This window comes from Streptomyces sp. NPDC048671 (assembly GCF_055587045.1).
The window spans coordinates 393,489-419,180 of the sequence record NZ_JBVJHB010000002.1; the positions used below are offsets into that span (position 1 = coordinate 393,489).

The 25,692-nt window shown below is 72.0% G+C and carries 25 protein-coding genes and 1 pseudogene; 13 read left to right on the forward strand and 13 right to left on the reverse strand.

Annotated features, from left to right (window positions below):
* Window positions 1–185: 185 nt before the first annotated feature.
* Window positions 186–644 carry an ATP-binding protein gene (locus ACZ6S6_RS06195; protein ID WP_362966637.1) on the forward strand — a complete coding sequence of 153 codons (459 nt, stop codon included), beginning with the start codon at window positions 186–188 and terminating at the stop codon, window positions 642–644.
* Window positions 638–1,078, forward strand: coding sequence for a hypothetical protein (locus ACZ6S6_RS06200; RefSeq protein WP_362966639.1), 441 nt, complete (start codon window positions 638–640; stop codon window positions 1,076–1,078). Before ACZ6S6_RS06195 ends, ACZ6S6_RS06200 begins: the two co-directional genes overlap by 7 nt.
* 65 nt (window positions 1,079–1,143) lie before the next feature.
* Here the strand turns inward: ACZ6S6_RS06200 and ACZ6S6_RS06205 are convergent, their stop codons facing one another.
* The 7 genes from ACZ6S6_RS06205 to ACZ6S6_RS06235 form a co-directional block, all read right to left on the reverse strand.
* The gene (locus ACZ6S6_RS06205) at window positions 1,144–2,178 is read right to left on the reverse strand and encodes a carbohydrate-binding protein (RefSeq protein WP_469704148.1); all 1,035 of its coding nucleotides are present in this window, start codon (window positions 2,176–2,178) and stop codon (window positions 1,144–1,146) included.
* A gap of 173 nt (window positions 2,179–2,351) precedes the next feature.
* Window positions 2,352–3,692: a 6-phospho-beta-glucosidase gene (locus tag ACZ6S6_RS06210; protein WP_469704149.1), complete on the reverse strand. Its 1,341-nt coding sequence runs from the start codon at window positions 3,690–3,692 to the stop codon at window positions 2,352–2,354.
* A gap of 136 nt (window positions 3,693–3,828) precedes the next feature.
* Window positions 3,829–5,373: a cytochrome P450 gene (locus ACZ6S6_RS06215; protein ID WP_469704150.1), complete on the reverse strand. Its 1,545-nt coding sequence runs from the start codon at window positions 5,371–5,373 to the stop codon at window positions 3,829–3,831.
* 91 nt (window positions 5,374–5,464) lie between these two features.
* Window positions 5,465–6,079 carry a GTP-binding protein gene (locus tag ACZ6S6_RS06220; RefSeq protein WP_362966649.1) on the reverse strand — a complete coding sequence of 205 codons (615 nt, stop codon included), beginning with the start codon at window positions 6,077–6,079 and terminating at the stop codon, window positions 5,465–5,467.
* On the reverse strand, window positions 6,060–6,431 hold the full coding sequence (locus ACZ6S6_RS06225; RefSeq protein WP_362966651.1) for a DUF742 domain-containing protein: 372 nt from the start codon (window positions 6,429–6,431) through the stop codon (window positions 6,060–6,062). Before ACZ6S6_RS06225 ends, ACZ6S6_RS06220 begins: the two co-directional genes overlap by 20 nt.
* A complete protein-coding gene (locus tag ACZ6S6_RS06230; protein WP_123464316.1) occupies window positions 6,428–6,835 on the reverse strand; it encodes a roadblock/LC7 domain-containing protein in 408 nt (135 codons plus the stop codon). Before ACZ6S6_RS06230 ends, ACZ6S6_RS06225 begins: the two co-directional genes overlap by 4 nt.
* On the reverse strand, window positions 6,832–8,442 hold the full coding sequence (locus ACZ6S6_RS06235) for a sensor histidine kinase (protein ID WP_469704151.1): 1,611 nt from the start codon (window positions 8,440–8,442) through the stop codon (window positions 6,832–6,834). Before ACZ6S6_RS06235 ends, ACZ6S6_RS06230 begins: the two co-directional genes overlap by 4 nt.
* A gap of 558 nt (window positions 8,443–9,000) precedes the next feature.
* Between ACZ6S6_RS06235 and ACZ6S6_RS06240 the strand changes: the two genes are divergently transcribed.
* Window positions 9,001–9,177, forward strand: coding sequence for a hypothetical protein (locus tag ACZ6S6_RS06240; RefSeq protein ID WP_469704152.1), 177 nt, complete (start codon window positions 9,001–9,003; stop codon window positions 9,175–9,177).
* A 23-nt stretch (window positions 9,178–9,200) separates the two neighbouring features.
* Here ACZ6S6_RS06240 and ACZ6S6_RS06245 read toward each other — a convergent pair whose 3' ends face one another.
* Both ACZ6S6_RS06245 and ACZ6S6_RS06250 read right to left on the reverse strand, forming a co-directional pair.
* The gene (locus tag ACZ6S6_RS06245) at window positions 9,201–9,707 is read right to left on the reverse strand and encodes a MarR family winged helix-turn-helix transcriptional regulator (protein WP_123464309.1); all 507 of its coding nucleotides are present in this window, start codon (window positions 9,705–9,707) and stop codon (window positions 9,201–9,203) included.
* The gene (locus tag ACZ6S6_RS06250) at window positions 9,704–11,320 is read right to left on the reverse strand and encodes an FUSC family protein (RefSeq protein ID WP_469704248.1); all 1,617 of its coding nucleotides are present in this window, start codon (window positions 11,318–11,320) and stop codon (window positions 9,704–9,706) included. Before ACZ6S6_RS06250 ends, ACZ6S6_RS06245 begins: the two co-directional genes overlap by 4 nt.
* Window positions 11,321–11,548: 228 nt before the next feature.
* Here ACZ6S6_RS06250 and ACZ6S6_RS06255 point away from each other — a divergent pair, with 228 nt between their 5' ends.
* On the forward strand, window positions 11,549–12,307 hold the full coding sequence (locus ACZ6S6_RS06255; RefSeq protein ID WP_469704153.1) for a VOC family protein: 759 nt from the start codon (window positions 11,549–11,551) through the stop codon (window positions 12,305–12,307).
* Window positions 12,308–12,343: 36 nt separating this feature from the next.
* On the opposite strand, the gene ACZ6S6_RS06260 is transcribed toward ACZ6S6_RS06255, so the two are convergent.
* A complete protein-coding gene (locus ACZ6S6_RS06260) occupies window positions 12,344–12,922 on the reverse strand; it encodes a helix-turn-helix domain-containing protein (RefSeq protein ID WP_362966661.1) in 579 nt (192 codons plus the stop codon).
* A gap of 117 nt (window positions 12,923–13,039) precedes the next feature.
* Here ACZ6S6_RS06260 and ACZ6S6_RS06265 point away from each other — a divergent pair, with 117 nt between their 5' ends.
* Window positions 13,040–14,164: an aryl-sulfate sulfotransferase gene (locus ACZ6S6_RS06265; RefSeq protein ID WP_469704154.1), complete on the forward strand. Its 1,125-nt coding sequence runs from the start codon at window positions 13,040–13,042 to the stop codon at window positions 14,162–14,164.
* Window positions 14,165–14,172: 8 nt separating this feature from the next.
* Window positions 14,173–15,432: pseudogene (locus tag ACZ6S6_RS06270) on the forward strand (uracil-xanthine permease family protein); the annotation flags it as partial.
* Window positions 15,433–15,531: 99 nt separating this feature from the next.
* On the opposite strand, the gene ACZ6S6_RS06275 reads toward ACZ6S6_RS06270, so the two are convergent.
* Window positions 15,532–16,404 (reverse strand): LURP-one-related family protein, encoded by an 873-nt coding sequence (locus tag ACZ6S6_RS06275; protein ID WP_469704249.1) that lies wholly within the window; start codon window positions 16,402–16,404, stop codon window positions 15,532–15,534.
* Between the two features lie 112 nt (window positions 16,405–16,516).
* Here ACZ6S6_RS06275 and ACZ6S6_RS06280 point away from each other — a divergent pair, with 112 nt between their 5' ends.
* From ACZ6S6_RS06280 to ACZ6S6_RS06295, 4 genes are all read left to right on the forward strand, one after another.
* Complete coding sequence (locus ACZ6S6_RS06280; protein WP_469704155.1) at window positions 16,517–16,942, forward strand: hypothetical protein; 426 nt, start codon at window positions 16,517–16,519, stop codon at window positions 16,940–16,942.
* Between the two features lie 85 nt (window positions 16,943–17,027).
* Window positions 17,028–17,678, forward strand: a complete 651-nt coding sequence (locus ACZ6S6_RS06285) for a DUF3105 domain-containing protein (RefSeq protein ID WP_469704156.1) — start codon at window positions 17,028–17,030, stop codon at window positions 17,676–17,678.
* Entirely contained in the window at window positions 17,675–18,322 is a 648-nt protein-coding gene (locus ACZ6S6_RS06290; RefSeq protein WP_469704157.1) for a DUF305 domain-containing protein, read from the forward strand. Before ACZ6S6_RS06285 ends, ACZ6S6_RS06290 begins: the two co-directional genes overlap by 4 nt.
* 105 nt (window positions 18,323–18,427) lie before the next feature.
* Window positions 18,428–19,675, forward strand: a complete 1,248-nt coding sequence (locus ACZ6S6_RS06295) for an ROK family protein (protein WP_362966671.1) — start codon at window positions 18,428–18,430, stop codon at window positions 19,673–19,675.
* A gap of 76 nt (window positions 19,676–19,751) precedes the next feature.
* Here ACZ6S6_RS06295 and xylA read toward each other — a convergent pair whose 3' ends face one another.
* Entirely contained in the window at window positions 19,752–20,921 is a 1,170-nt protein-coding gene (xylA, locus tag ACZ6S6_RS06300) for a xylose isomerase (protein WP_469704158.1), read from the reverse strand.
* A 262-nt stretch (window positions 20,922–21,183) separates the two neighbouring features.
* Here xylA and xylB point away from each other — a divergent pair, with 262 nt between their 5' ends.
* From xylB to ACZ6S6_RS06315, 3 genes are all read left to right on the forward strand, one after another.
* Window positions 21,184–22,677 (forward strand): xylulokinase, encoded by a 1,494-nt coding sequence (xylB, locus tag ACZ6S6_RS06305; protein ID WP_469704159.1) that lies wholly within the window; start codon window positions 21,184–21,186, stop codon window positions 22,675–22,677.
* A 157-nt stretch (window positions 22,678–22,834) separates the two neighbouring features.
* Window positions 22,835–24,106 (forward strand): VWA domain-containing protein, encoded by a 1,272-nt coding sequence (locus ACZ6S6_RS06310; RefSeq protein ID WP_362954231.1) that lies wholly within the window; start codon window positions 22,835–22,837, stop codon window positions 24,104–24,106.
* Window positions 24,103–24,927 (forward strand): hypothetical protein, encoded by an 825-nt coding sequence (locus ACZ6S6_RS06315; protein ID WP_469704160.1) that lies wholly within the window; start codon window positions 24,103–24,105, stop codon window positions 24,925–24,927. The genes ACZ6S6_RS06310 and ACZ6S6_RS06315 overlap by 4 nt, the downstream gene beginning before the upstream one ends.
* Before the next feature lie 76 nt (window positions 24,928–25,003).
* On the opposite strand, the gene ACZ6S6_RS06320 is transcribed toward ACZ6S6_RS06315, so the two are convergent.
* Window positions 25,004–25,687 (reverse strand): ThuA domain-containing protein, encoded by a 684-nt coding sequence (locus ACZ6S6_RS06320; RefSeq protein WP_469704161.1) that lies wholly within the window; start codon window positions 25,685–25,687, stop codon window positions 25,004–25,006.
* Window positions 25,688–25,692: the final 5 nt, after the last annotated feature.

Genomic DNA, 25,692 nt, shown 5'->3' on the forward strand with positions numbered 1-25,692 from the left:
GTTTGCCAGCAGTGTGCCATGCGCGTGGCATCAAAGACACAGCCACTCTGGAAATTTCAGAGTGCCCCTTGCCAAGTGTTCACGACAGGGGGAGAGTTGGTGAGTGAACCAGTTCACTAGTCGCGCCCCCCTCTTTTCGCGAGGATCGCGAAGCGTGACGCAGCCCCCACTGTGAGGATTCGGTCGTGGCACCTGGCAGTGCGCTCATCCCCCGGCTCATGGATCTCAGCCCCGGGACGGAAGCGCTCCGGTACTGCTTCGCGCTGCCCGCGCACCCGGAGTCGGTAGCCGGTGCCCGGCGGCTGACGCGGGCCCGGCTGGACGAGTGGCGGCTGGACGGCGACGCGCACGAGGCGGCGATCCTCATCGTGTCCGAACTGGTCACCAACGCGGTGGTGCACACCGCCAGCTCTCGCGTCGTGTGCGAGCTGCGCTGTCTCGATCACCGGCTGCGCATAGCCGTACAGGACCAAGGACACCAGCCAGGCGGGCCGCGGTTGTGCCGCAGCGCCGATGACGAGCACGGACGCGGCCTGCTGCTCGTCGACGCGATGTGCAGTGCCTGGGGGTCCCGCGACGCCGGGGGCGGCTCGGGCCGCATCGTCTGGGCAGAACTGCCGCACGGCACGGAGCACTCATGCTGAAGAACGCCATGTCCCATCTCCTCGGAACCCGCCGGCTCCGTGAGCCCGGCCGCCCCGCTGGTGGCGGCCGCGTGCAACTTCCGCTTCCCTCCGCCCTTTCGGCGACCCTGGGCTGCGACGCGGTGGGAGTGCCGGCGCGGTACGGCTTCCGGCTGATGTCTCATCTGCCGCGCACCGGGTGTGTCTTCGACGACGGGGAGCGCTGGTGGTGGATCGTCCCGTCGGGCTCGGACCTCGATCTGGACTGGCCCGCGCAGGCCGCCTACGCACGTGGGGCCTACGTCTCCGCGGTACGGCCCCGGCTGATCCACCAGCCCGACAGCCGTACGCCGTACACGCCGCCCATCCCGCTCTACCTGATGGTCTGCCAGGTGACCGGTGTGACGCCCTCGTGGACGTCCGCGGGCGGGCCGCGTGTCCCCTCCGCCCCCTGACCTGCGAGCGGACGTACGGGTGGGGGCCGGGGCGTCATCCGATGCCCCGGCCCCCACCCGCGTACTCACCTGCCGAACGTCAGCCAGTCGACGGCCGCGGTCCGCGGTCCGCCCGCGGCGACGACATACACGTCGTGCGAACCGGTGACGGTGTGCGGCAGCTTCGCCGACTGCTCCTGCCAGGTGTCGGCGCCGCCGGTCGCCCTCACCGGCAGCACACCCACGATCCGGCCCTTCGGGCTGTCCAGCCGCACCTGGAGCAGACCGGTCACGCCCCGGCCCGGCGCCGCGACGCGGAGGGTCATCCGGTCAGCGCCCGCACCGAACTCGACCTTGCGGAAGCCGAAGCGGTCGCCCGAGCCCAGCAGCCCGGTGGCGGCGTCACCCCGGGTGGTGCCCACGACATCGGTGGCCAGTTCGGCCTGGAGCGTCCCGGCGGCGTCCGGCCCGTCGGCGTACGGACGGATCTCGTTCACACCCCATTCGGTGTCGCCCGGTGCGGTGAGGGTGATCCGCGGATAGCGGACGGTGGCGGTCGGGAAGACGGCCTCCTGGGTGAAGGAACGGCCGCTCACCTCGGCGACCGGCTTGCCCCACCGCTTGCCGTCACGGCTGGTCGCGACGGTGAACTCGGACGGGTGCCCGGTGGCGTCGAGGGCCAGCCGGCCGACGGTCTTCGGTGTGCCCAGGTCGACGGTGAGCGACTGGCCAGGGGCCTGGAGCGCGCCGGACCTCCACTGGGTGGTCTGGACACCGTCCACGGCCGCGGAGGCGTCGGACGCGGTGGCCCTCCAGCCTTCGTTGCGGACCCGGGACCGGCAGCCGGGCAGGTTGCAGCCCGCCGACCAGATGGCGTCACCGTACTCGTAGGCGCCCTGGTCGGGGCCGGCACCGCGCACCCCGGTGGTCACCCCGTCGACGGTCTCGCCCGCGTCGATGGCGGGCGAGCCGGCACGCAGCCACAGTTCGCCGTTGCGGATGTCGGTGTAGCCGGGGTCGGTGTAGCCGGGGTCGGTGTAGCCGGGGTCGGTGGGCGGCAGGAGGTTGCCGCGCTCGACGGGTGGCGGGTTCCCGGGTCCGGAGATCTCGGTCTTGGTCATCCCGACGATGTTGCTGACGTAGGTGCCGGTGGCGTCGGTGGCGCCGCTCGGCCGGACCGAGGCGCCCGTGATGCCCTGGCCGTACGACGAGTTGTGGTCGCGGTCGCCGAGGCTGACGCCGCTGTGGCCGTTGAAGAAGTGCCCCGGGTATGACGCCTGTCCCGCGAGCGGTGCTACGTCAGATAGGCGAGACCGGGGTGGACCCTGGTGTAGCCGTCGACCAGGCGACGGGCGACCGAGACCGAGTCGACCAGCGGGTGCAGGGCGAACGCCCGGACCGCGTCGGCGCGCGAACCGCTCGCCGCCGCGTCCAGCACCGCGCGTTCGACGGCCTTGACCGAGGTGACCAGGCCGACGGCGTGGTACGGGAGCGGGTCGACGGCGACGGGATGCGCGCCGTTCGCGTCCACGAGGCACGGCACCTCGATGACGGCGTCCGCGTCGAGCACCGAAAGGGTGGTGCGGTTGCGGACGTTGAGGATCAGGGAGGTCCGCTCGTTGCGGGCGACGGCCCGCATGAGGGCCAGCGCGACCTGCTCGTAGCCGCCGGAGTCGAGATCGCTCTCGTCGCGCTCCCCGGCCCCGGCGACATCCCGGTTCTCCGACATATAGGTCGCCTCGCGCTCCGCGCGGGTGCGGTCCCAGGTGGCCAGCGCGGGAGTGTCCGGGTGCTTCATCCGGCCGTAGAAGCCCTCCTGCTGTTCACGGAGGAAGGCCCCCCGGGTCTGCTCCGCCTCCTGATAGGCGCGGACCGCCTCGCGGTTGAAGTAGTAGTAGTGCAGGTACTCGTTGGGGATCGCGCCCAGGGACCGCAGCCAGTCGCCGCCGAAGAGCCTGCCCTCCTCGAACGAGCCGAGCAGCTCCGGGTCGGCGAACAGGCGCGGCAGTTCGTCCCGGCCCTCGACGTACAGCCCGCGCACCCAGCCGAGGTGGTTGAGGCCGACGTAGTCGACCCGGACCCGGTCGGGGTCCGCGCCGAGCACCCGGGCGATCCGGCGGCCGAGGCCGACCGGCGAGTCGCAGATGCCGATGACGCGGTCACCGAGGTGCCGGGACATGGCCTCGGTGACCAGGCCGGCGGGGTTGGTGAAGTTGATGACCCAGGCGTGCGGTGCGAGCCGGGCGATGCGCCGGGCGAGGTCGACCGCGACGGGCACGGTGCGCAGACCGTAGGCGATTCCGCCCGCGCCGACGGTCTCCTGGCCGAGCACGCCTTCGTCGAGGGCCACCCGTTCGTCGGCGGCCCGGCCCGCGAGCCCGCCGACCCGGATCGCGGAGAAGACGAAGTCGGCGCCCCGCAACGCGTCGTCGAGTTCGGTGGTGGCGACGACGGCCGGCGCGTCCGGGATGCCCTCGGCCTGTTCGGTGAGCACCCGGGCGACGGCGGTCAGCCGGTCGGCGTCCGTGTCGTAGAGGGTGACCGCGGAGACCCGCCCCTCGGCGTGGTCGGCGAGCAGCGCCCCGTACACCAGAGGAACCCGGAACCCGCCGCCACCCAGAATTGTCAGCTTCACGCTTCCGCATGGTACGTGGGGTACCGCGAGGAGGCCCCGCGCGACGGGCCGGTGCCGCGGCCGGGCGGACGACGGCCCGGCGCGGAGGGAGGTTCCGCTCCCCTGCCGCCGGGCCGCCGTCGTCATCCGCTGCCGGTCAGCAGCCGTTCCACCAGCCGGTCACGACGCGCCACAGCCGGGCCGGGGCGGCGGGCCGGCCCTGCTGCGGGATCAGGCCCGGTGCCGGCGCCGAGCCGTCGGCCGCGGCGGTCGCCCCGGTCGGGCCGGCGTCGGCCGATTCCGACGGGACGGGGACGCGGACCGGGATCGGCGCCGTGTGGCGGACCGTCGACTGCACCTCCCAGTCCTGGCGGGCCGGACTCGGCTTGCCCATGGACGGCGGTTCCCTGTCGTCCTGCGGGAGGCGCGACGCGAACTCAGCGGGCAGGGTCAGCAGGTGACGGCCCATGATGTTGCCGACCCACCGGAGTTCGCTGTCGTCGACGGCGAGTTCGAGGTCGGGCAGCCGCATCAGCAGCGCCTCGACTCCGACGTCGGCGATGGCCCGCCCGATGTCCTGCCCAGGGCATTCGTGCGGGCCGCTGCTGAACGCGAGGTGGGCGCGGTTGCCCTCCATGTTGGCGCCGAGGTCGGGCCGTACCACCGGGTCGGTGTTGGCGGGGGCGATGCCGACGATCATCGCGTCGCCCGCCTTGATGCGCTGCCCGCCCAGTTCGGTGTCGCCGACCGCCCAGCGGCCGAAGACCGCGGTGAACGGCGGCTCGTCCCAGAGGCTCTGCTCCACCGCCTCCGGGACGGTCATGTGGCCGCCGCTGAGCCTGGCCCGGAACCGCGGGTCGGTGAGCACCATGCGGAGCACGCTGGAGATCAGGTTGGTGGTCGCCTCGTAGGAGGCGATCAGGATGAGCCGCAGATGCTCCGCGACCTCCTGGTCGTTCATGTCCGCGGGGTGCTCGACGAGCCAGGTGGCGAAGTCGTCCGCGGGTTCGCGGCGGCGCCGTTCGACGAGACGGCTCAGCGCGGCGAGCACATAGGCGTTGCTCTCGACGGCGGTGGCGGTGCCCCGGGTCATGTCCCGGGCGGCCTGCACCATCCGGTCGTTGTACTCCTCGGGCATGCCGAGGATCGCGCACATCACCATCATCGGCAGCCGCTCGGCGAAGTCGGTGACCAGGTCGGTGCGGCCCTCCCGGCAGAAGTCGTTGACGAGCCGGTTGCTGTAGCGGTTGATGTGGCGTCGGACGCCGCGGGTGTCGATCCGGCCCATGGAGTCGGTGACGGCGCCGCGCTGGCGTTCGTGGGTGGCGCCGTCGGCGAAGACGCAGATCGGCTGCCAGGTGAAGATCGGGGCCAGTGGGTGGTCGGGCGCCACGCTGCCGTCCCGCAGGGCCCGCCAGCGGCGGGAGTCGCGGGAGAACTGCGAGGGGGTGCGGGTCATGTGCAGGTTCTCGCTGTGCCCGAGGACCAGCCAGGCCGGCACGTCGCCGTGCAGCAGCACGGGCGCCACCGAGCCGTGCTCGGCACGCAGCTTGTCGTACAGACCGTGCGGGTCCTGTTCTGCCTCGGGGCCGTAGAACCGTCGCAGGCCGCCGGGGCCGATACCGAGGCCGTGGGCCGGGCACTCGGGGGGCGGTACCGGACCCGTGGCCGCTCCGGGCTCGTAGGGGAATGGGGTTGTCACGATCGCTCCAGGGATCAGGCTGCCAGGGCCGGACGAATGGGATACGCGGTGGGGGCGCGCGGAACGGGTGCGCTGAACGCGTTCGGGAACGTCAGCCGAGCGGCACGGCCGCACTGTGCAGATATCGCATCAGGGTCATCAGCACATCGCGGCTGGAGGCCCGCAGCCGGGCGTCGCAGTCGATCATCGGGACCTCGTCCGGCAGGTCCAGGGCGCTGCGCAGGGCCTCGACGGGGTGCTTCGGCGCGTCGGGGAAGGTGTTGACGGCGACGACGAACGGCACGCCGCGTTCCTCCAGCCGTCCGATGACGTCGAAGCTGACCTCCAGCCGGCGGGTGTCGATGAGGACGACGGCGCCCAGTGCTCCCTCGAACAGGCCGTTCCACAGGAACCAGAAGCGTTCCTGTCCGGGGGTGCCGAACAGATAGAGGATCAGCTCCTCGCTGATGCTGATCCGGCCGAAGTCCATGGCGACCGTGGTGGCGGTCTTGCTCTCCACGCCGGAGTTGTCGTCCACGCCGACGCCGGCCTGGGTCATGGTCTCTTCGGTGGTCAGCGGCCGGATCTCGCTGACCGATCCGACCATGGTCGTCTTGCCGACCCCGAACCCGCCGACGATCACGACCTTCACCGCGGCGGTGGCCGTGGTGGGAAGGACGTCCTCGCTCCGGGGGCCCGTGATCGTGTCAGAGTTTCTGAAGTCCATGCATCACCGCTTCGAGGAGGGACCTGTCCGGCAGGGTCGCGCGGATGATCGGCGCTCGCGATTCGATCAGCTCGGTCGCGAGGAGATCGGTGAGGAGCGAGGTCACCACGCTGAACGGCAGGCTGAGGTAGGCGGAGATCTCGGCGACGGACAAGGGGGCCTGGCAGAGCCGCAGGATCACGGCCTGCTCGGGCTGGACCGTCGGTGTCGGCTGTGACTTCGAGACCACCATCGTGACCAGGTCGAGTGCTGCCCGCTCGCTGCCGTCGGGATCGCCGGTGATCACGTAGAGCCGTTCCGGGTCGCTCAGCTCCGGATCGACCGTGCGGCGTTCTCGTCGGACAGAACTCATCCGGCCTGCCCGTCGTGCCGGGGCGGACTCGTCAGATGGGCGCCGATCCGTACGACCATGTCGCGCATCCGCGATCCGACGAGTCCGGCGTCCACCGTCTCACCGGCGAGCACGGCGAGATACGCGCCGGTTCCGGCGGCCATCAGGTAGAAGAATCCGCCGGTGACCTCGATGACGACGAGCCGCATCCGGCCGTCGCTGTACGGGATCTCCGAGGCGACGGCCGCGGCCAGGCTCTGCAGTCCGGCACAGGCCGCCGCGAGCCGGTCCGCGACATCGGGGTCGCCGCCGTGCCGGGCGATGCGCAGACCGTCCGCGGAGAGGACCACGATCTGGTGGATGTCCGGAACGTCGTCGGCCAGCTCTTTGAGCATCCAGTCCATGTTGCCCCGTTGCTGGATCACTTCAGGTCTCCCTTGTCCCACGCGTCATCGGAGTCTTCGTCGGGCCTGGGCTCCTGGGGAACGCCGTTGGCGGCCTTGGTGAACGCCTCCAGCCAGATCCCGGGAGGCGGTTCCTTGCCGTTGTGCTGGCCGTTTCCGTGGCCGTTCGTCCGGCCCGCGGTGGGATCCGCGGGCTGCGCGGGGAGGTGGTGGGAACCCAGCGGTGCGCGGCCGCGGCTGCGGCGCTGCGGGAGTCCGCCCGCGGTCCACTCCGTCACCACGGGGGGTTCGTCCTCCATGGCGACGGCCGGGGCGGCGGCTGCCGGGCGGGTGGCGGGTGCCACCGGTCCGGTGGCCGGACGGGCGCCCAGGGGGCTGGGCTTGCGGTGGGTGCTGCGTGCCGGGACGACGTGCTTCATGTCCGCGAGGTCGATGTCGCTGGTGGGCCGCGACGTGGCGCCGATGCCGTGGGCGATACCGGGTGCGGGACCGGTGGTGATCATGGAGCGGGGCACGATGAGCACCGCGCGGACACCGCCGTACGCGGACTGCCGCAGCGAGACCTGGAGGTCGTACATCCGCGCCAGCCGGCCGACGACGGCCATGCCGAGCCGCGGGGACTCGCCGAGGTCGTTCATGCTGGAGCCGGCCTGGGCCCTGGCGAGCATGTTCTCGGCCCGTGCGCGGGCCTCCTCGCTGAGGCTGACGCCGCCGTCCTCGATCTCGATGGCGATGCCGGTCTGCACCTCCACGGCGGTGACGTGCACGCGGGTCTGCGGCGGTGAGTACCGGGTGGCGTTGTCGAGGAGTTCGGCGCAGGCGTGGATGAGCGGTTCGACCGCGGTGCCGATGATGGCGACCTTGGCGATCGAGTGCAGATCGACGCGCGGGTACTCCAGGATCCGTGACATGGCACCGCGCAGCACGCTGAACAGCGGTACGGGCTTGGGCCACTGACGGCTGGGGCGGGCACCGCCGAGGACGGCGATGGAGTCGGCGAGCCGGCCGATCAGCGCGGTGCCGTGGTCGATGCGGAGCAGGTCGTCGAAGACGTCGGGGTTGCGCCCGTGGTGCTCCTCCATCTCCCGCAGTTCGCTGGCCTGCCGGTGGACGATCGCCTGGACGCGGCGGGCGACGTTGACGAAGGCGCGCTGCGCGGAGTCACGCGTCGCCTCCTCGTTGTCGATGATGTCCAGCACCGTGTAGACGAGGGAGCGCTGGGCGTCGGGGAGATGCCGGTAGACGGGGTCGGCGTCCACGACGTCGCGCAGCACCTCGTCGGGGGAGTTGCCCACCCGCAGCCGGTGGATCGCGGCGGGCAGGAGCTCCTTGCTGATCCGTACGGTCTCTTCGTCGTGGTTGGCGAGACGCCGTTCCAGGCCGGTGCAGCGGTGCTCGTACGCGGTGCGCTGCCGGCGGATCGTGCGTCCGCGGCGGGCGAGTTCGGCGGTGAGCACGGCGACCACGGCGGTGGCGAAGGCGCCGCACCCGACGACTGGCATCCGTGCGGCCTCGGCAACCAGTGTCAGGGCGACGGCAGTCACGCCCGTCATCGCGACAACGGACAGCAACACGGCGCGGACGACAGGTGTTTCTCGGTCGATCGGCGGTGATTCAACACGAACCATCTAAAACCTCTGGCGGTTGACTCGGGAGATATACGCGCTTACAGGGCAGTTGGGAACAAGCGCTCGAATTCACATCAACTCGACTTCACTGCGCGTGAGCTTAGTCAGATCGAAACAGTGCTTCGACGCATTCACCCAACCCCCTGCGCGAGCTCTCCAGCGGTAATACACTCACGGGTTTTGCACGCACCGTTTCTGAACGTGCGCGGGGAGTGACGGGGCGGAAGATTTCGGAAGAATCACTCCCCCATGTCCCGCAGCATGGGACGGGCCCTCCGCCTCTCGCCTCGCGGAACGGCCTCAACGCCCTTAAGCAGTACGGTGAATGGAGGATCCGGCGAGCGCGTCAGCTCCTGAGCGGCCCATTCCGTACCGGACCACGGGACAAGGGCACATGTGATCGAAGTGGATCGAAAGGAACAGATTCATGACCGACACGCGGATGGAGCACACTGGAGGGGCTCGGTTTCGCGATCCGGGACTCCTCGGGCCGCGGCTACGCGGCCGGTCCCGAACTCGTGCGGGTACGCGCCCGGCCGTGGCGAGTCGGTGCCGGGCATGAACACCGTCGCCGTACCGCTGGCCGGTTCCAGCCCCCGAGGCCGGCTCGCGCTGGTGGCCTGCGCACCCGCTCACCGCGGCGACGACGCCTCACTGGTACGTCGCGCCGAGGAGCTGCGGCGGTCGGCCGCACTCCTCGGCCCGGCCGGCCGGGCGCCCGCGCAAGGAGCCTGACGGGGGCGCCGCGCCTGGGGCGGTCAGCGGCGGGCGCCTCCGATGCGCCCCTCCAACTGCACCAGCAACTCGCTGAGCTGCGCGCTGAGCCGGTCGCGGGACTCCGCGTCGAGACCGGAGAGCACCGCGCGTTCGTACGCCAGCTGCTGCGGCAGCAGCCCGTCGACGAGCTCCCGCCCCTCGTCGGTGAGCCGGACGTGTGCGACCCGGCGGTCCCGGTCGTCGCTGCGGCGGTCGGTGAGGCCGCGCTCCTGGAGGACCCGGAGGCGCTTGGTCACGGCCGCGCCGGAGGAGAACGTCTCCCTGGCCAGTTCGCCGGGGGTGAGTTCACGGTCGGTGCGGCGCACCGCGCCGAGCAGGTCGAACTCGGCGCGGGTCAGTCCGGCCGCCCGCAGCGGGGCGTCCTCGGCCTGCTGGAGCAGGGCGGCGCAGCGGTTGATCCGGCCGATGAGTTCCATGGGTCCGGTGTCGAGGTCCGGGTTCACTGCCCGCCACTGCCGTACCACCGAGGCGACGATGTCGTCGGTCACACCGCTCCGTTCTCCGGGGCCGGGGCGATCGGCCCCTGCCGTATTGCTGTCGCCGCGAGCGTACGGTGTCCGGCCTGCTCGGCGGCGAGTACCTCCTCCTGGGGCAGGTCGCGCTGCCACCATTCGCCGGCCGCCGTGTCGTCCGCCTCGCGCAGTTCGACCAGTGATCCGGTGAGCCCGCGGCGGGCGGCTTCGAGGGCGCCGGGGCCGGGAGCCGCGAGGGTCCGCACGGCGTGGGCGCGGGCCAGTTCCGTGGCCGCCAGTGCCGTTTCCACCCGGCCGGCGGCGCGACGGTTGGTGACGAGCAGCGCGGCGAGGAAACCGACGGCGGCGCCGATGACGGTGTCCAGGACCCGGTCGCCGATGAGTTCACCGGCCGGGTGGGAGCCGGCGTACTCCAGGACCAGCAGGGCCATCGGGGTCACGGCGACGGAGCCGAGCCAGTAGTTGCGGGTGATCAGTGCCTCGGCGGCGAAGCTGAAGAAGAGGCAGCAGCCGATCAGGGCCAGCGGGTCGGTCCGGGTCACCGGGAGGACGGCGGCGAAGACGAGGACGCCGAGGAGGTTGCCGAGGGTGCGCTGGAGCGTCCGGTTCCAGGAGAGCGTCACGTTGGCCTGGCAGAGGGAGGCCGCGGTGACGATCGCCCAGTAGGGGCGGCCGACGCCGGCGGCCGACGAGACATAGCCGGCCAGGGCGCAGCCGATGAGGGCGCGGGCCGCGATCGGCAGCAGCGGGGACCCGGGGCCGAGGCGGCGCAGCAGTGCGCGGCGTGCCGCTCCGGGGGCGGTGGGGCGCAGGACCGCGCGTTCGGCTTCGATGCCGAGGAGTTCGGCGGCCGTTCCGGGGGCGGCCGGCGGGGTGGGCACCGGTCCGCGGGCCCGGGTCCGCGCGGCCCAATCGCGCAGCAGGGCCGGGTCGGTGACAGGGGTTCCGCCGCCCGCGGCCGGCGCGCCCGCGGAGAGTGCGGCCTCCGCGTGGACGACGAGGCGTTCCAGGGCGCGGCGTACGGGGGTGGGGCGTCCGGCGGCGATGAGGGTCTGCCACGCCGCGTGCACGGCGGCGACCGCGGCGCGCCGGGTGCGGTGACCGGGCTCGGCGGCGTAGGCCGCGGCGGCGTTCAAGGCGCGGGCCGTCGCGTGTCGCTCGGGCCCCTCGCGGCGGATCAGCGCCGGACCGGCGACGGTGACCAGCCAGGAGACCGCGCCCGCGCCGAGGGTCAGGGCTAGATGGCCGGGCACCTGGGCCAACTGCTGCGGGGCGAACAGGGCGGCGGAGCTGACGAAGGTGAAGATCAGTGGCCCGGGGGGCCCGATCCGGGTCGCGTCGCAGAGCAGCTTCTGCCCGGCGGCCAGGAGTGCGCCGACGGCGATCAGGACGGCGGTGGAATCGGTCAGCGATGCCGTGACCAGGGACACCGCCAGGCCGGCGAGCATCCCGAGGACGACCCCGACGACGGTCCGGGCGCGTCGCGCGTACGGCAGGCTGTGGCCGTAGAGCGCACAGAGCGAGCCGGCCATCGTGTACATCACGAGGTCGAGGCGGTCGACGGAGAACAGCACGAGGTTGGGTATCGCCGTGGCCACGACCACGCTGGACGCCGGTTTGAGCCACATGTCCGAGGGCCGGGCCAGGCGCAGCGGGGCCGCCAGGGGGAGTCTGCGGACGGAGGGCTGCCGACGGGGCGGCGTAGTTGTATCGCTCACTCAAATACGTTAGCAGGTATTACACATATAAAACACTTCGATCAGGATCTCCGCACCGATGGCCCGCCGCCGCGTACGGCCATAGCGTTCACACAGGCAGGAGAGTCACACAGACCGATACATACACGGAGGAAGCGAATGAAGCTCACCGCACCGGTGCCCGGTGGTCCCTGCTGGATCGAGCTGAGCACCTCCGACGTCCCGGCGGCCAAGACGTTCTACGCGGCGCTCTTCGGCTGGCGGTGCGAGACCGATCCGCGCGAGGAGGCGGGCGGTTACACCGTGGCGCATCTCGGCGATGCCCGCGTCGCCGCGCTCAGCCCGGTCTACCAGCCGGAGCAGCCGCCGGCCTGGACGGTCTCGTTCGCCACCGGGGACGCGGACGCCTCGGCCGAGAAGGTCACGGCGGCGGGCGGTTCGCTGCTGGTCGGCCCGATGGACGTCTTCGACCAGGGCAGGTTCGCCGTGGCCGCGGACCCGTCCGGTGCGGTGTTCTCGCTGTGGCAGGGCCGCGCGTTCGCGGGCGCCGACCTGTTCAACGACCCGGGCACGCTGGGCTGGGCCGAGCTCGTCACCCGGGAGACCGACCCGACGCTCGCCTTCTATCCCGCCGTCCTCGGCTGGACGGTCAGCGCCTCGGAGTCGTACCCGCAGTGGGGCATCGACGGCGCGGACTTCGGCGGCGTGCTGACGATGGACGAGAAGTTCCCGCCGCAGGTGCGGCCGCACTGGCTGCCGTACTTCGTGGTCACGGACGTCGACGCGGCGGCCGCCTCGGCGCAGCGGGCCGGCGGCGATCTGCTGATGCCGCCCGCGAGCATTCCGCAGGGCCCGCGGATCGCCGTGATCCGGGACCCGCAGGGTGCCGTGTTCGGCATTCACCGGACGGGCGGGTAGGGCGGTTTCCCGCACCCCGCCGGCTGAGCGCCCCGGTCAGCCGCTCTGTTCGTCCGTCGCCTGGACGTGGTCCGCGATGCCGACCACCAGGACGCGGGTGCCCGGTTCGATCGGGCGCCAGCGGTGGACGAGGCCGCCCGCGCAGTAGAGGGTGTCACCGCGCTCCAGGCGGTAGAAGTGGCCGTCCGCCTCGACCTCCGCCCCGCCGTCGGCGACGTAGAGGATCTCGTCGTTCCGGTGCCTGAACTCCCGGCCCCAGTCGTGGTCCCCGGTGAACTCCAGGGCGTGCAGGCGCTGATGGCCGCGCACCAGCGGACGCATCAGGCCGTCGCCGCCCTCCGCGCCGGTCTCCCGTACGGACGCGGAGGCGCCGCGCACCACATCGACGGGGCGGGGCGCCTCCGCCGTGGCCAGCAGCTGGACCGCGGTCGTGTCGAGCGCGTCCGCGATGCGCTGGAGCGATCCCATGCTCGGCCGGGAGTGGCCGTTCTCGATCTGGCTGAGAAAGGGGGTGGAGAGACCGGCCCGTCGCGCGACCTCCGCGAGGGTCAGTTCAAGGGCGCGGCGCCGTCGGCGAATTCCCGGGCCCACCAGTGGGGTGTCCGCCTCGCTCATCTCACTCACTCCGTGTCCCGCGTGCCGCACACCACAGCCGGCGGGGCAGTGAGCAGCCTACCGGGCCGGTTAATCTTTTAAGTCCCACCTAATAAAGTTAACCGGGAGGACCGATCCATGCCCCTCGTGGACCAGAACCAGCGACGGCGCCGTGGCACCGGGCTCATAGCCCTGGACGAGGAAGCCTCCTACGGCGGGTACACCCTCTTCGCCCCGCTGACCGGCGGCGGCGAGGTGTACCTCATCGACATGCGCGGTGCGGTCGTCCACCAGTGGAACCTCCCGCACCGGCCGGGACGGCACGCCAGGATCCTGCCCAACGGCAATCTCGCGTACAGCGGCGTCCTCCCGGACGAGCCGGCGCTCTTCCCGATGTGGCACAAGTACCGCGGCGGGATCATGCAGGAGATCACCCCCGACGGCACCGTCGTGCGCGAGCACCGCGACCGCTACCAGCACCACGACGCGTACCACTACGGCGACGGCCGGCTTCTGTACGCGGCGCTGGAGTCGCTGACCGGCGAGGCCGCCGCCGCGGTCCGGGGCGGGGTCCCCGGCTCGGAGCCCGGCGGCACGGTCTGGGCGGACACCATCGTCGAGGTGGACGCCGAGGGCACCACGGTCTGGGAGTGGAAGGTCTCCGAGCACCTCGACCACGAGGCCTTCCCGCTGCACCCCGACTACTCGCGCGAGCACTACCCGCTGATCAACAGCGTGCTGCCGACCAGCGACGGCAACATCCTGGCGAGCCTGCGCTCCGCCTCCGCCGTCATCGTCATCAGCCGGGAGACCGGCGAGATCATCTGGCGCAGCGAGCCCGGCGTCGTATCGCAGCAGCACTGCCCGACCGAGCTGGAGAACGGCAACTTCCTGGTCTTCGACAACGGCGTCTTCCGCCCGCACTGGGACGTGCCGTTCAGCCGGGTCATCGAGATCGAACGGTCGAGTGGCACCATTGTCTGGGAGTACCACGACCCGGCTCGCGAGTCGTTCTTCGCTCCGTTCATGGGCAGCGCCCAGCGCCTGCCGAACGGGAACACCCTGGTGACGGACTCCCCGGCCGGACGCCTCTTCGAGGTCACCCGGGACGGCTATCTGTGCTGGGAGTACATCGTGCCGTTCTTCGGCGGCTACCGGGAAGAAGAAGTGCGCAAGCTGTTCCCCTCCGAACCCAACGCCGTGTTCCGCTCCTACCGCTACTCGGCCGGGGAACTCCCCTGGCTCGACGTCCCGAAGGGCTGAGCCGGACCATGGCCTCCCCCGTCCCCGACACGGCCGTCCCCGCCGGCCCGGTCCCGTCCGTCGCGCCGGTCGACGAGCGGCTCCCACTCCCCCGGCTGGTCCCGCTGGCCTTCCAGCATCTGCTCGCCGGGGTCGCCGCCCCCGTCTCCTCGGTCATCCTGATCGGCACGACGCTGTCGCTGACCGCGTCCCAGACGGCGTCGCTGCTCAGCGCCACGCTCGCGCTGTGCGGTGTCGGGGCACTGCTCCAGTCGCTGGGCGTGAAGGCGCTGCGCATCGGCGCCCGGCTGCCGTTCCTGATGCTGCCGGGCGGCGCGGCGGTGGCGATCTTCCTCCAGGTCGCCAAGGAGCACGGGCCGGCCACCGCCTCCGGCTCGGTGCTGATCGCGGCGGTCTTCCTGATCGCCGTGCTGCCGCTCTACGGCCGGCTGGTGCGGTTCTTCCCGCCGCTGGTGATGGGCACCACGGTGGTCCTGATCGGGATCAACATGATCAAGATCACCGCGCCGATGATCGCGTCGGGGCCGGGGCTCGGCTTCACCACGCTCGGCATCATCGCCCTGTTCTTCCTGTTCATGCGCGGTGTCTGGCGGCAGATGTCGGTGCTCTTCGGTCTCGTGGGAGGCACGCTCGTCGCCGCGGTCAGCGGTACGGCGTTCCACATGGCGCACGGCAGCACGTTCGCGCTGCCCGACCCGTTCCCGTACGGCACGCCGCGTTTCGACCTGCTGGCCGCCGTGCCGCTGCTGGTGTTCGCGCTCGCCTCGCTGGCGGAGGCGACCGGGCAGACCGTCCTGAACAGTGAGGCGGTGGGGCGCACTCCGGACGCGGCCCGGGACGTGCCGCGGATCTCCCGCGCGGACGCCGTGACCTCGCTGGGCGCCGGGGTCTTCGGTACGTCGCTGATGGTGACCAGTGCCGAGAACATCGGCATCGTCCAGCTGACCCGGGTGCGCAGCCGGTTCGTCACGGCGGGCGCGGGGGTGCTGCTGATCCTGTGCGGTCTCATCACACCGCTCACCCGGCTGCTCGCCGCCATCCCGGAGCCGGTGGTGGGCGCCGCGGGGCTGATCATCTACGCGGTGATCGCGACGATGGGGTTCGGCATGCTCAGCCGGGAGGACCTCACGCACGGCACCAACGGCATCGTGGTCGCGCTCGCGCTCTGCGTCGGGCTGCTGCCGGTCTTCGCCCCCGAGATGTACGCGGGGATGCCGGTGTGGGCCCGGACGGTCTTCGGCAGCGGCGTGGCCGCCGGGGCACTGGCCGCGGTGATCCTCGCGGCGGTGTTCGCCAGGCTGGGGCCGCCGCAGAGCGTGCACGGGAGCGAGAAGGACGGCCCGGCGGTCGCGTACGCGGGGCCGGACTCAGCCGAGGCCGCGGGAGTCCTGCTTGAGGGCGGTGTCCACGGTCAGCGCCGTCGCGATCACCAGGCTCAGCAGCGGCTCGGGCAGCTGGTAGTGGATCTGCAGCACGTAGTTGTCCGCCGTGGTGAACAGCGTCTTGGCGAGGCCTTCCCAGGTCTTGGTGATCCGGGCGATCTCGGCGTCGTTGTGGTCCACGATCGCGAAGTTCCAGGCGCGCCAGTTCTCCGCCTTGATCGCACCGACCTGCTGCCCGTCGACCATGATCGCAAAGTTGATCTTGCCGATGGCGTTCTGCTGGACGATCTCGCCGACCTGTGCGCCGTCCGGCCGCTGCACGATGACCCGGGACTTGATGAACTTCGCCGGGCGGGTGAGCAGGAGCTGCGGCTGACCGTAGGCGTCACGGATTTCGAGACGGTGGGTCAGGTACTGGTCGATGCTGGTGAGGAAGCGCACCACCTTGCGGAACGCGCCCTGGCCCACCTCGACGACCGAGCCGACGGTGTTGCCGTGCTGGTCGAAAACGCTGTACTCGTTCGTCACCTCGATCAGCTTGGCCTTCTGGTTCACCACCAGGACCTGCTGGTTGAAGAGCGAGCCCGCACCCGGGGCGCCACCCTGCTGGGGGTGGGCCCCCTGCTGGGGCACCCCGGCCGGCTGCTGGGCCGCCGCCTGCTGCTGGTGCTGCGGGGCCGCCTGCTGCTGCGGTGCCTGCGCCTGAGCGGGGGCCTGGCCCTGGGCCGGAGCCTGCGGCTGTCCGCCCGCCGGGTTGGTGTGCTCGGTCCACTGGGAGCCGTCCCAGTAGCGCAGCAGCTGGGGCGCGCCGTGCGGATCCGGATACCAGCCCGCAGATACGTTCGAGTGCGTTGTCACCGGGGCACACTATCTCGCCACGTCGCCGGCGGAACCCCCTCCCCGCACATCCACAGCTTCCCGAACCGCGATTTCACTCCTTGAAAGTTCACGCACCGGTAGGATGTCCGGGATGAACAGGCCGAGTGAACGAACCGACCGGGTGCGCGACGCCCGCGCCTCGGTGCTGCTCGGCTGGGTGTTCGTCCTGCTCGCCATGGTGTCGTGCTGTTCGCTCACCTCGGCGCAGTCCGCCGAGGCACGGCACGGTGCCGCCGCCCTCTCCGCTCCCCGGGCCATCACTCCGGTGCCCGAGGCCGCGGCGCGGATCGTGGTGGCCGACGCCCCGGGAGACCGGGGTGCCGGGAGTTCCTGCCACATCACACCCGAGCACTCGACGCCGGTCGTACTGCCCACCCCGCCCGCACCGGCCGCGCTCCCCTGCGCCCCGGTCGTCCTCCCGGCCGGCTCCCTCACCGGCGCCGAACGTATCCGGGGCCCCTCCGACGACTCCGCCGGCGACGTCGACCACGTGCGCCTTCAGGTTCAACGGATCTAGGTCGTGCAGCAGCCCGTCCCCCTGTCTCCGGGGGCACATTCACCTGCCTGCAAACCGTCCGGCTCACCGAACCCGAGGAACCTCCATGGCCTCCGCCAAGAAACAGCCCACGCCTGCCACCGCCCGCCGCGCCAAGCTGGACGAGGCCCGCCGCAAGGAGCGGGCCCGAGAGCGCCGCGGCCGCGTCGTGACGATCACCGCCGCCGTCGTCGTCGTGGCCGGTCTCGTCGCGGGCGGCGGCTATCTGATGAACGCCTCCGACAAGCAGGACAAGGCCGAGACGGCCGCGATGTCCTCACCCGTCGAGGGCGAGAAGAGCTGGGACAAGCTCTCGCGGGAGCACGTCGACAAGAAGGTCGACTACCCGATGAACCCGCCGGTCGGCGGCGACCACAACCCGGTGTGGATGAACTGCGACGCCGACGTCTACACGGAGGCGATACCGAAGGAGAACGCGGTCCACTCGCTGGAGCACGGCGCCGTCTGGGTCACGTACACCGGCAAGGCGAAGCCCGCCGACATCAAGAAGCTCGGTGAACGGGTCTCGGCCACTGCGTACTCCCTGATGAGCCCCGTCGAGGACCAGGCCGCCCCGTTGATGCTCAGCGCCTGGGGGAAGCAGCTGACCGTGAAGAGCGCCGCCGACGCCCGGGTGGCGCAGTTCTTCACCAAGTACGTCCAGGGCCCGCAGACCCCCGAGCCGGGCGCCGCGTGCAGCGGCGGGATCGCCAAGTGACCTCCTCGGCACGTACGTCCCGCCCCCTGGTGCTGGCCGGCGGCGCTCTGCTGTTGCTGGCGCTGGCCCTGATCGCGCTCATGCAGGCGCGCCCCTCAGCCTCGGCCCCGGCCGCGAAGGCAGCGGCGTCCGCTCCCGCCGAGGCCTCCGCGGACGTGGGGTTCGCACGTGACATGGCGGTCCACCACCAGCAGGCGGTCGAGATGTCGTTCATCGTCCGGGACCGGACCACCGATGAGGCGGTGCGCCGGCTCGCGTTCGACATCATCAACACCCAGGCCAACCAGCGCGGCATGATGCTGGGCTGGCTGGAGATGTGGGGCCGTGCGAAGAGTTCGCCCGGCCCGCCCATGGAGTGGATGGGCCACACGTTCACCCCGCGCGGCGACGGGGCGCTGATGCCCGGCATGGCGACCGACACCGAACTCGACGCGCTGCGGGCGGCGAAGGGCAGGAAGGCCGAGGTGCTGTTCCTGCGGCTGATGACCGCGCACCACCGGGCCGGTGCGGACATGGCGCAGGCCGCCGCGGCCGCTGCGGGCACCGACGAGATCAGGAACCTGGCATCCGGCATGGTGCTGGGCCAGCGGTCGGAGATCGCGCTCATGGCGGACATGCTCAAGGAGCGCGGGGCCGCCGCCTGAGCGCACCGGCCCCGGCCACGCCCCTTGAGCAGGGCGTGGCCGGGGCCGGTGCGCACCGCATCCCGACCGTACGGAGGTACGGGATCGCATAGGCTCGGCACCGATATGAAGAACAACCTCACGCCTCTGGGGCCCAAGGCCGACAAGGACACCGTCCGGCGCAGCAACCTCAGCCTCGTGCTGCGGGCCGTCCGCGACGAGGGCGAGGTCGAGGCGACCCGGGCCGGGGTCGCCGCGCGGGTCGGGCTGACGCGGGCCGCCGTGTCCTCGCTCGTCGAGCAGCTGCTCGACAGCGGGTTCCTCACCGAGTCCGGCAAGACGTTCAGCGGGCAGGCGGGCCGGCCCGGCACCGCGCTCAAGATGGCCCGTACCGGTCCGGCCGGGCTCGGCGTCGAGGTCAACATCGACTATGTGTCGGTGTGCGTCGTCGACCTGGCCGGAACCGGCCGGGTCCGGCTCACCGAGCACCTCGACAACCGGGGCGCGCCGCCCGCCGAGGTGCTGGCGCGGGCGGCCGGGATCGCCGCGCGGACCCTGGAGTCGGCGGGCGGGCAGGAGCTGTTCCCCGTCGGTGTCACGTTGGCGCTGCCCGGTCTGGTCTCGGGCGGCTCGGTGCGCCAGGCCCCGAACCTGGGCTGGAACCAGGTCCCGGCCCAGGAGCTGTTCGCGGCCTCACTGGCCGCCGAGCGCCCCGGCCACGAGCCGCTGACCGTGAGCTCGGAGAACGAGGCCAATCTGGCGGCGCTGGCCGAGCTGTGGTTCGGCGGGCTGGAACGGATCCGGAGCTTCCTCTATCTGACCGGCGAGATCGGCGTCGGCGGCGCCCTGGTCATCAACGGCGAGCTGCTGCGCGGGGCGCACGGGTTCGCCGGGGAGATCGGGCATGTGGTGGTGGACTCGGAGGGGCCGCAGTGCCGGTGCGGTTCGCGCGGCTGTCTGGAGCAGTACGCGGGGCAGGCGGCGCTCCTGCGGGCCGCCGGTATCGAGGAGACCGGCAGCGGCGTCGGGGTCGCCGAGCTGGAGCGGCGTACCCGTGCGGGCGACGAGCGGGCGGTGGCCGCGGTCGCCGGGGCGGGCCGGATGCTGGGCCGGGTGCTGTCCGGGGCGGTGAATCTGCTGGACCCGGACGCGGTGGTCCTCGGCGGGATCTACCGGAACCTGATGCCGTGGCTGTCGCCGCCCGTCGACCAGGAGCTGACGGACCGGGTGGTGTCCGGGCTGTGGTCCCCGGGCAGCGGCAGGCTGCGTGCCTCGTCCGTCGCGGGGGACGCGGCACGGGGTGCGGCGGCCCTGGTCATGACGGACGTGCTCGCCGACCCGGTGGCGTACGCGGGCCGGACCACGGACCGTTGAACGCGGGCGGGCGGAGGGGACGGACGCGTGCGGCGCGTCCGTCCCCTCCGTCACGGCCTCACCCCGTGCGGCAGGGTCAGCGGACCCCGAGCAGGTGGTCCATCGCCAGCTGGTCCAGGGCCTCGAACGCCATGCCGCGCTCCGCCGCGGCCGTCACGTCGAAGTCCTCGTAGGCGGAGCGGTCGGCCAGCAGCCCAGCCACGCCGTCGGCGGCGGTGGGCTGCGCCAGCTCGTCCAGCCGGGAGGCGCGCAGCGCGTCCTGCACGGCCGGGTCGGCGCGGAAGGCGGCGGCCCGGTCCTTGAGGATCAGGTAGTTGCGCATGCAGCCCGCGGCGGAGGCCCAGACCCCGTCGTAGTCCTCGGTCCGCGGCGGCTTGAAGTCGAAGTGGCGCGGGCCCTCGTAGCCGGCCGTCTCCAGCAGGTCGACGAGCCAGAAGGCCTGGCGCAGGTCGCCGGCGCCGAAGCGGAGGTCCTGGTCGTACTTGATGCCGGACTGGCCGTTGAGGTCGAGGTGGAAGAGCTTGCCCGACCAGATCGCCTGCGCGATGCCGTGGGCGAAGTTCAGCCCGGCCATCTGCTCGTGGCCGACCTCGGGGTTCACTCCGTACATCTCCGGGCGCTCCAGGCGCTCGATGAAGGCCAGGGCGTGGCCGACGGTCGGCAGCAGGATGTCGCCGCGCGGCTCGTTCGGCTTGGGCTCGATGGCGAACCGGAGGTCGTAGCCCTGACCGACGACGTACTCGCCGAGCAGGTCGAACGCCTCCTTCATCCGGTCCAGCGCGACCCGCACGTCCTTGGCCCCGCCGGACTCCGCCCCCTCACGGCCACCCCACGCCACGTACGTCTCGGCGCCCAGCTCGACAGCGAGGTCGATGTTGCGGATGACCTTGCGCAGCGCGAACCGGCGCACGTCACGGTCGTTGGACGTGAACCCGCCGTCCTTGAACACCGGGTGCGTGAACAGGTTCGTCGTCGCCATCGGAACCTTGAGACCGGCCGCGTCCAGCGACTGCCGGAACCGCTTCACGATGCCTTCGCGCTCGGAGTCCGTCGAGCCGAACGGGATCAGGTCGTCGTCGTGGAACGTCACACCGTAGGCACCGAGCTCGGCGAGCTTCTGTACGGAGTCGACCGGGTCGATCGCCGCACGGGTCGCGTCGCCGAACGGGTCGCGCCCCTGCCAGCCCACGGTCCACAGGCCGAAGGTGAACTTGTCCTGCGGGGTGGGGGTGAAGCCTTCGGTCATGGTCCATCCGCCTTCGGTGCCATGGGTCCGCAGCCGGTCGAGCGGCCGAACCTCAATTTGTTCACTGTCATGACTAATCATGCACGGACCACCCCGGCGACGTAACCCCCTACGCCGTGTCCGCGCCACCCGCCCGTCGGAAATCCACTCTTCCCCCTGTTCTCCGCAGGTTCGATCACCTAATTTGTTCCTCGTACGATCAAATACCCGCAGAGCGAGAACCGCAGCGCGGGATCCCTGAGGCCAGAGAATGAGGTCAGCCATGCCGCCGCATACCGTCGTCATCGGTGTGGACAGCTCCACCCAGTCCACCAAAGCGGCGTTCGTCGACATCACGACCGGCCGGCTGCTCGCCGTCGGCCGCGCCCCCCATGTCGTCACCGGTGAGGCCGGGGCCCGCGAGACGGACCCCGAGGTGTGGTGGCAGGCGCTGCGCGACGCGGTCGCCGCCGGGCTGAAGGAGTCCGGCGTCCCCGCCGAGGCCGTCGCCGGGATCGCCGTGGCTGGCCAGCAGCACGGCCTGGTCGTGCTGCACGCGGACGGCAGCCCGCTGCGCCCGGCGCTCCTGTGGAACGACACCCGCTCCGCCCCGCAGGCCGCCGCCCTCACCGCCGCCCTGGGCGGGGCCGAGGCCTGGACCGCGCGCACCGGATCGGTACCGGTGGCCGCGATGACGGCGTCGAAGTGGCAGTGGCTGCGGGAGAACGAACCGGCCACCGCCGCGGCGGCCGCGGCGATCCGCCTGCCCCACGACTTCCTGACCGAGCGGCTGTCCGGCCGCGCCGTCACCGACCCCGGCGACGCGTCCGGCACCTGCTGGTACTCCACCGCCACCGGCGCCTACGATCCCGAGGTGCTCGAACTCCTCTCCATCGAGCCCACGTTGCTGCCCGAGGTGGCTTCGAGCGGGGCGGCCCACATCGGCTCGCTGACCACCACGGCGGCCGAGGCACTCGGCCTGCCCGCCGGTATCCCCGTCGCCGCGGGCACCGGCGACAACATGGCCGCCGCGGTCGGCCTGGGCCTGGGCGCCGAAGGACTCCTGGACCACCCCGTGCTCAGCCTCGGCACCTCCGGCACCGTCTTCGCCGCCTCCCGGACCAGGCCCGCCTCGCCCGCGCTCTCCGGCTTCGCGGCGGCCGACGGCACCTACCTCCCGCTGGCCTGCACCCTCAACTGCACGCTCGCCGTGGACAAGGTCGCCGCGCTCCTCGGCCTGGACCGCGCCGACGCCGCACCCGGCGGTGAGGCCGTGGTCCTGCCCTACCTGGACGGCGAACGCTCCCCCGACCTGCCCACCGCCGCCGGCCTCCTCACCGGACTGCGGCACGACACCACCCCCCAGCAGCTCCTGGGCGCCGCCTACGAGGGCGCCGTCTACACCGTGCTGCGCGCGCTCGACGAACTGCTCCGGGCGTGCGGGCTCGACCCGGCCGACCCCGAGGTGGCGGCCAGGCCGCTGCTGCTGATCGGCGGCGGCGCCCAGGGGCACCAGTGGGTGGAGACCGTACGACGCCTGTCCGGACGGCCGGTGACCGTGCCGGCCAACGGGGAACTCGTCGCCGTGGGCGCGGCGGCCCTCGCGGCGTCGGCCGCCACGGGTACGGATCCGGTCGCGATCGCCACCGGCTGGCAGACCGGCGAGGACCTGCTGCTGGAAGCGGTCGAACGGGATCTGACCACCTGGGAGCGGATCGGCTCGGTACTCGACCGGGCGGCGGGGCCCCTGCTGGGCGCGGACCGGCCACAGGGCTGAACCCACGGGCACGCCGGGCCGGGCCCGCCGGGGATCGTGACCGACCGGGCCGCGGGACTGACCCGCTGTCACATTCCGTCGCACGTCCGGCACAAGCGGGCGCGGCGGTCGGCGCACCGGTTTGAGGTAGCGAACTGATGTTCACTACTATCCGGCGATGATCATAAGAAGAAGGCTGACGGTCGGGGTGGGTATTCTGCTCGCCACCCTGACCGCCGGGCTCGGCTCGGCCCTCCCCGCCGCGGCCGATGAAACCCCCACCGAAGCGTCCCCCAAGGTCGAGCTGGTGCTCGATGTCAGCGGCTCCATGCGGACCCGCGACATCGACGGCCAGTCCCGGATGACCGCGGCGAAGCAGGCGTTCAACGAGGTCCTGGACGCGGTGCCCGAGCAGGTGCAGCTCGGTATCCGCACCCTCGGCGCCGACTACCCGGGCGACGACCGGAAGGTCGGCTGCAAGGACACCAAGCAGCTCTATCCGGTAGGCCCGCTCGACCGCACCGAGGCCAAGACCGCGGTCGCCACCCTGGCCCCCACCGGCTGGACCCCGATCGGACCCGCCCTGCTGGGCGCCGCCGACGATCTGGAGGGCGGCGACTCCACCCGCCGGATCGTGCTGATCAGCGACGGCGAGGACACCTGTGGCCCGCTCGACCCCTGCGAAGTGGCCCGCGACATCGCCGCTCGCGGCATCCACCTGGTCATCGACACCCTCGGCCTGGTGCCGAACGAGAAGATCCGCAAGCAGCTGACCTGCATCGCCGAGGCCACCGGCGGCACCTACACCGCCGTCAAGCACACCGATGAACTCTCCGGCCGCGTCAAGCAGTTGGTCGACCGGGCCGCCGAGCCCGTCGTCACCCCGGTGGCGGCCGAGGGCGCGGACAGCTGCACCGACGCCCCGAAGCTCAAGGCGGGCCTCTACACCGACCGCGAGAAGTTCGGCGAGCACCGCTGGTACCGGGTGGACGTGCTGCCCGGCCAGGAGCTGCGCGCCTCGGTCAGCGTCCTCGCGGACCGCGCCGTGAACAACGACTACGGGACGCTGCTGCGAGCGGTGACCGTGCACGGCCGGGAGATCGTCAGAGGTTCCGAGTCCGGCACCGGGCGCACCGACGCCATCTCGGCCGGGCTGCGCTACCCGAAGCCCGAACAGGACAACGACGACGAGCCGGTCGCGGAGACCGTCTGCCTCCAGATCAGCAACTCCTTCTCGGCGCCCGCCTCGGTGAAGACCTCTCCCGGTATGCCGGTCGAGCTGACCGTCGACGTGGTGGACGGCCCCGACAACGCGGCCGACGTCGCCGCGTTCGGCCTGGGCCGCGGCTGGTGGCTGCTCGGCGTGCTCGCCCTCACCGGGCTGATCGCGGGCCTGCTGACCGGCTGGATCTCGCGCTGGCGCGTCGCTGTCTGGAGGACCAACCGATGATCCGTACGACACGTGTACTCGCGGGTGCGCTGCTGACCGGCCTCGCCCTGCTGACCGGGGCGGGAGCCGCCGTCGCTGACGACCCGTCGGCGAGCCCGAGCCCCAGCGCCTCCGGCGACGGCTCCGGCCCCACGGAGGCGGGCACCGCCTTCCGTACCGCCACCGCGATCCAGCAGAACCAGACCGCCACCGCGGGCGGCTCCACGGGCGACTACCTGTACTGGGTGTTCCCGGCCGACGCCGGCCAGCGCGCCACCGTCAAGGCGAAGGTCACGCTGCCCGAGACCGCCACCCGGCACGGCGCGTCGACCTGGCAGGTCGACGTGTACGACGGGCTGCGCCGCCGCCAGGCCTGCATGTACGGCAAGCAGACCGGCAAGGCCGCGGCCGACGCCGCCACGGTCGAGCTGACCTGTGTCCTGCGTACCGTCAGGGCCTGGTCCGAGCCGTGGGCCAACGACCCGCTGCCCGGCAGCTACTACGTCCGCCTGACGGTCGTCGATCTGCCCTCGGCGGATCTCGGTCTGCCGGTGCGGACCGAGGTCGAGGTCACGTCGGCCGGGAAGGGCGGTGCCGGGGACGTGGACGGCACGCTCTCCAAGCCACTGGTGCCCGGTGTCTCCTCGGTCGAGCAGGCCGCCGACGGCGCCTCGGCCGTGCCGCTCGCCGGTGAGCCCGAGGACGGCTGGGCCTCCGGCTGGTGGACCGACCGCTGGCTGTGGACCGTCGGCGGCGGGGTGCTGGGCGCGCTCGCGGCCGTCTTCGGCTACTCGCTGACCCGCGGCAACGGCCGCCCCTCCCGGGTCCCGCCGGGCGTCTGACGAAGGGCCGTCGGCCGGACCGGACACCCCGGCCCGGCCGACGGCGCGAAGGTTCCGGCAGGCCGGAACGGCCGGTTCACGGAGTCGGGGAGTCCGGGCCCCGGCCTGTCACATGGCGGATTCCGCCGAGGAGATGGGCCCGGAAGTCCGGGTCCGTGTAGGCGTGCGGGGCGTGGCCGAGCGCGGTGAAGAAGACCCGCGCCCCACCGTGTTCACGGGTCCAGACGAGGGGGTGGTCCTCTCCCGTGCCTCCCTCGTAGGAGGATGCGTCGGCCGAGGCGAGCACCCGCACCCGGCCGCGCGGGTTCTCCCGGAACTCGTACCACTCGTCGCTGAACTCCCAGGTGCCGCCCAGATGGGCGGTGGCCGGGTGCTCGTGGTCCTCGATCACGAGGGTGCCCGGCTGGAACGCGGGGTGCCGGTCGAACCGGGCGCCCAGCAGCTCTCCGTAGAACGGCCAGCCGTACTCGGTACAGGCCGCCGCGTGGACCCCCATGAAGCCGCCGCCCGCCGCGCAGTACGCCCGGAGCCCGGTGCGCCCGGCGGGTGTGAGGACATCCCCGCTGGTGGAGAGGAAGACCAACGCCGCGTAGCCGTGCAGCCCGTCCTCGAACACCGCCGGGTCCTCCGTCGCGTCGGCCGCGAAGCCGTGCTCCGCACCGAGTCCGCGGAACGCGGCGATGCCGTCGGGGATGGATTCGTGGCGGTAGTCCGTGGTGCGGGTGAAGACGAGGATCCGGGGAGAGCTGTGCGACGGCATCGGTT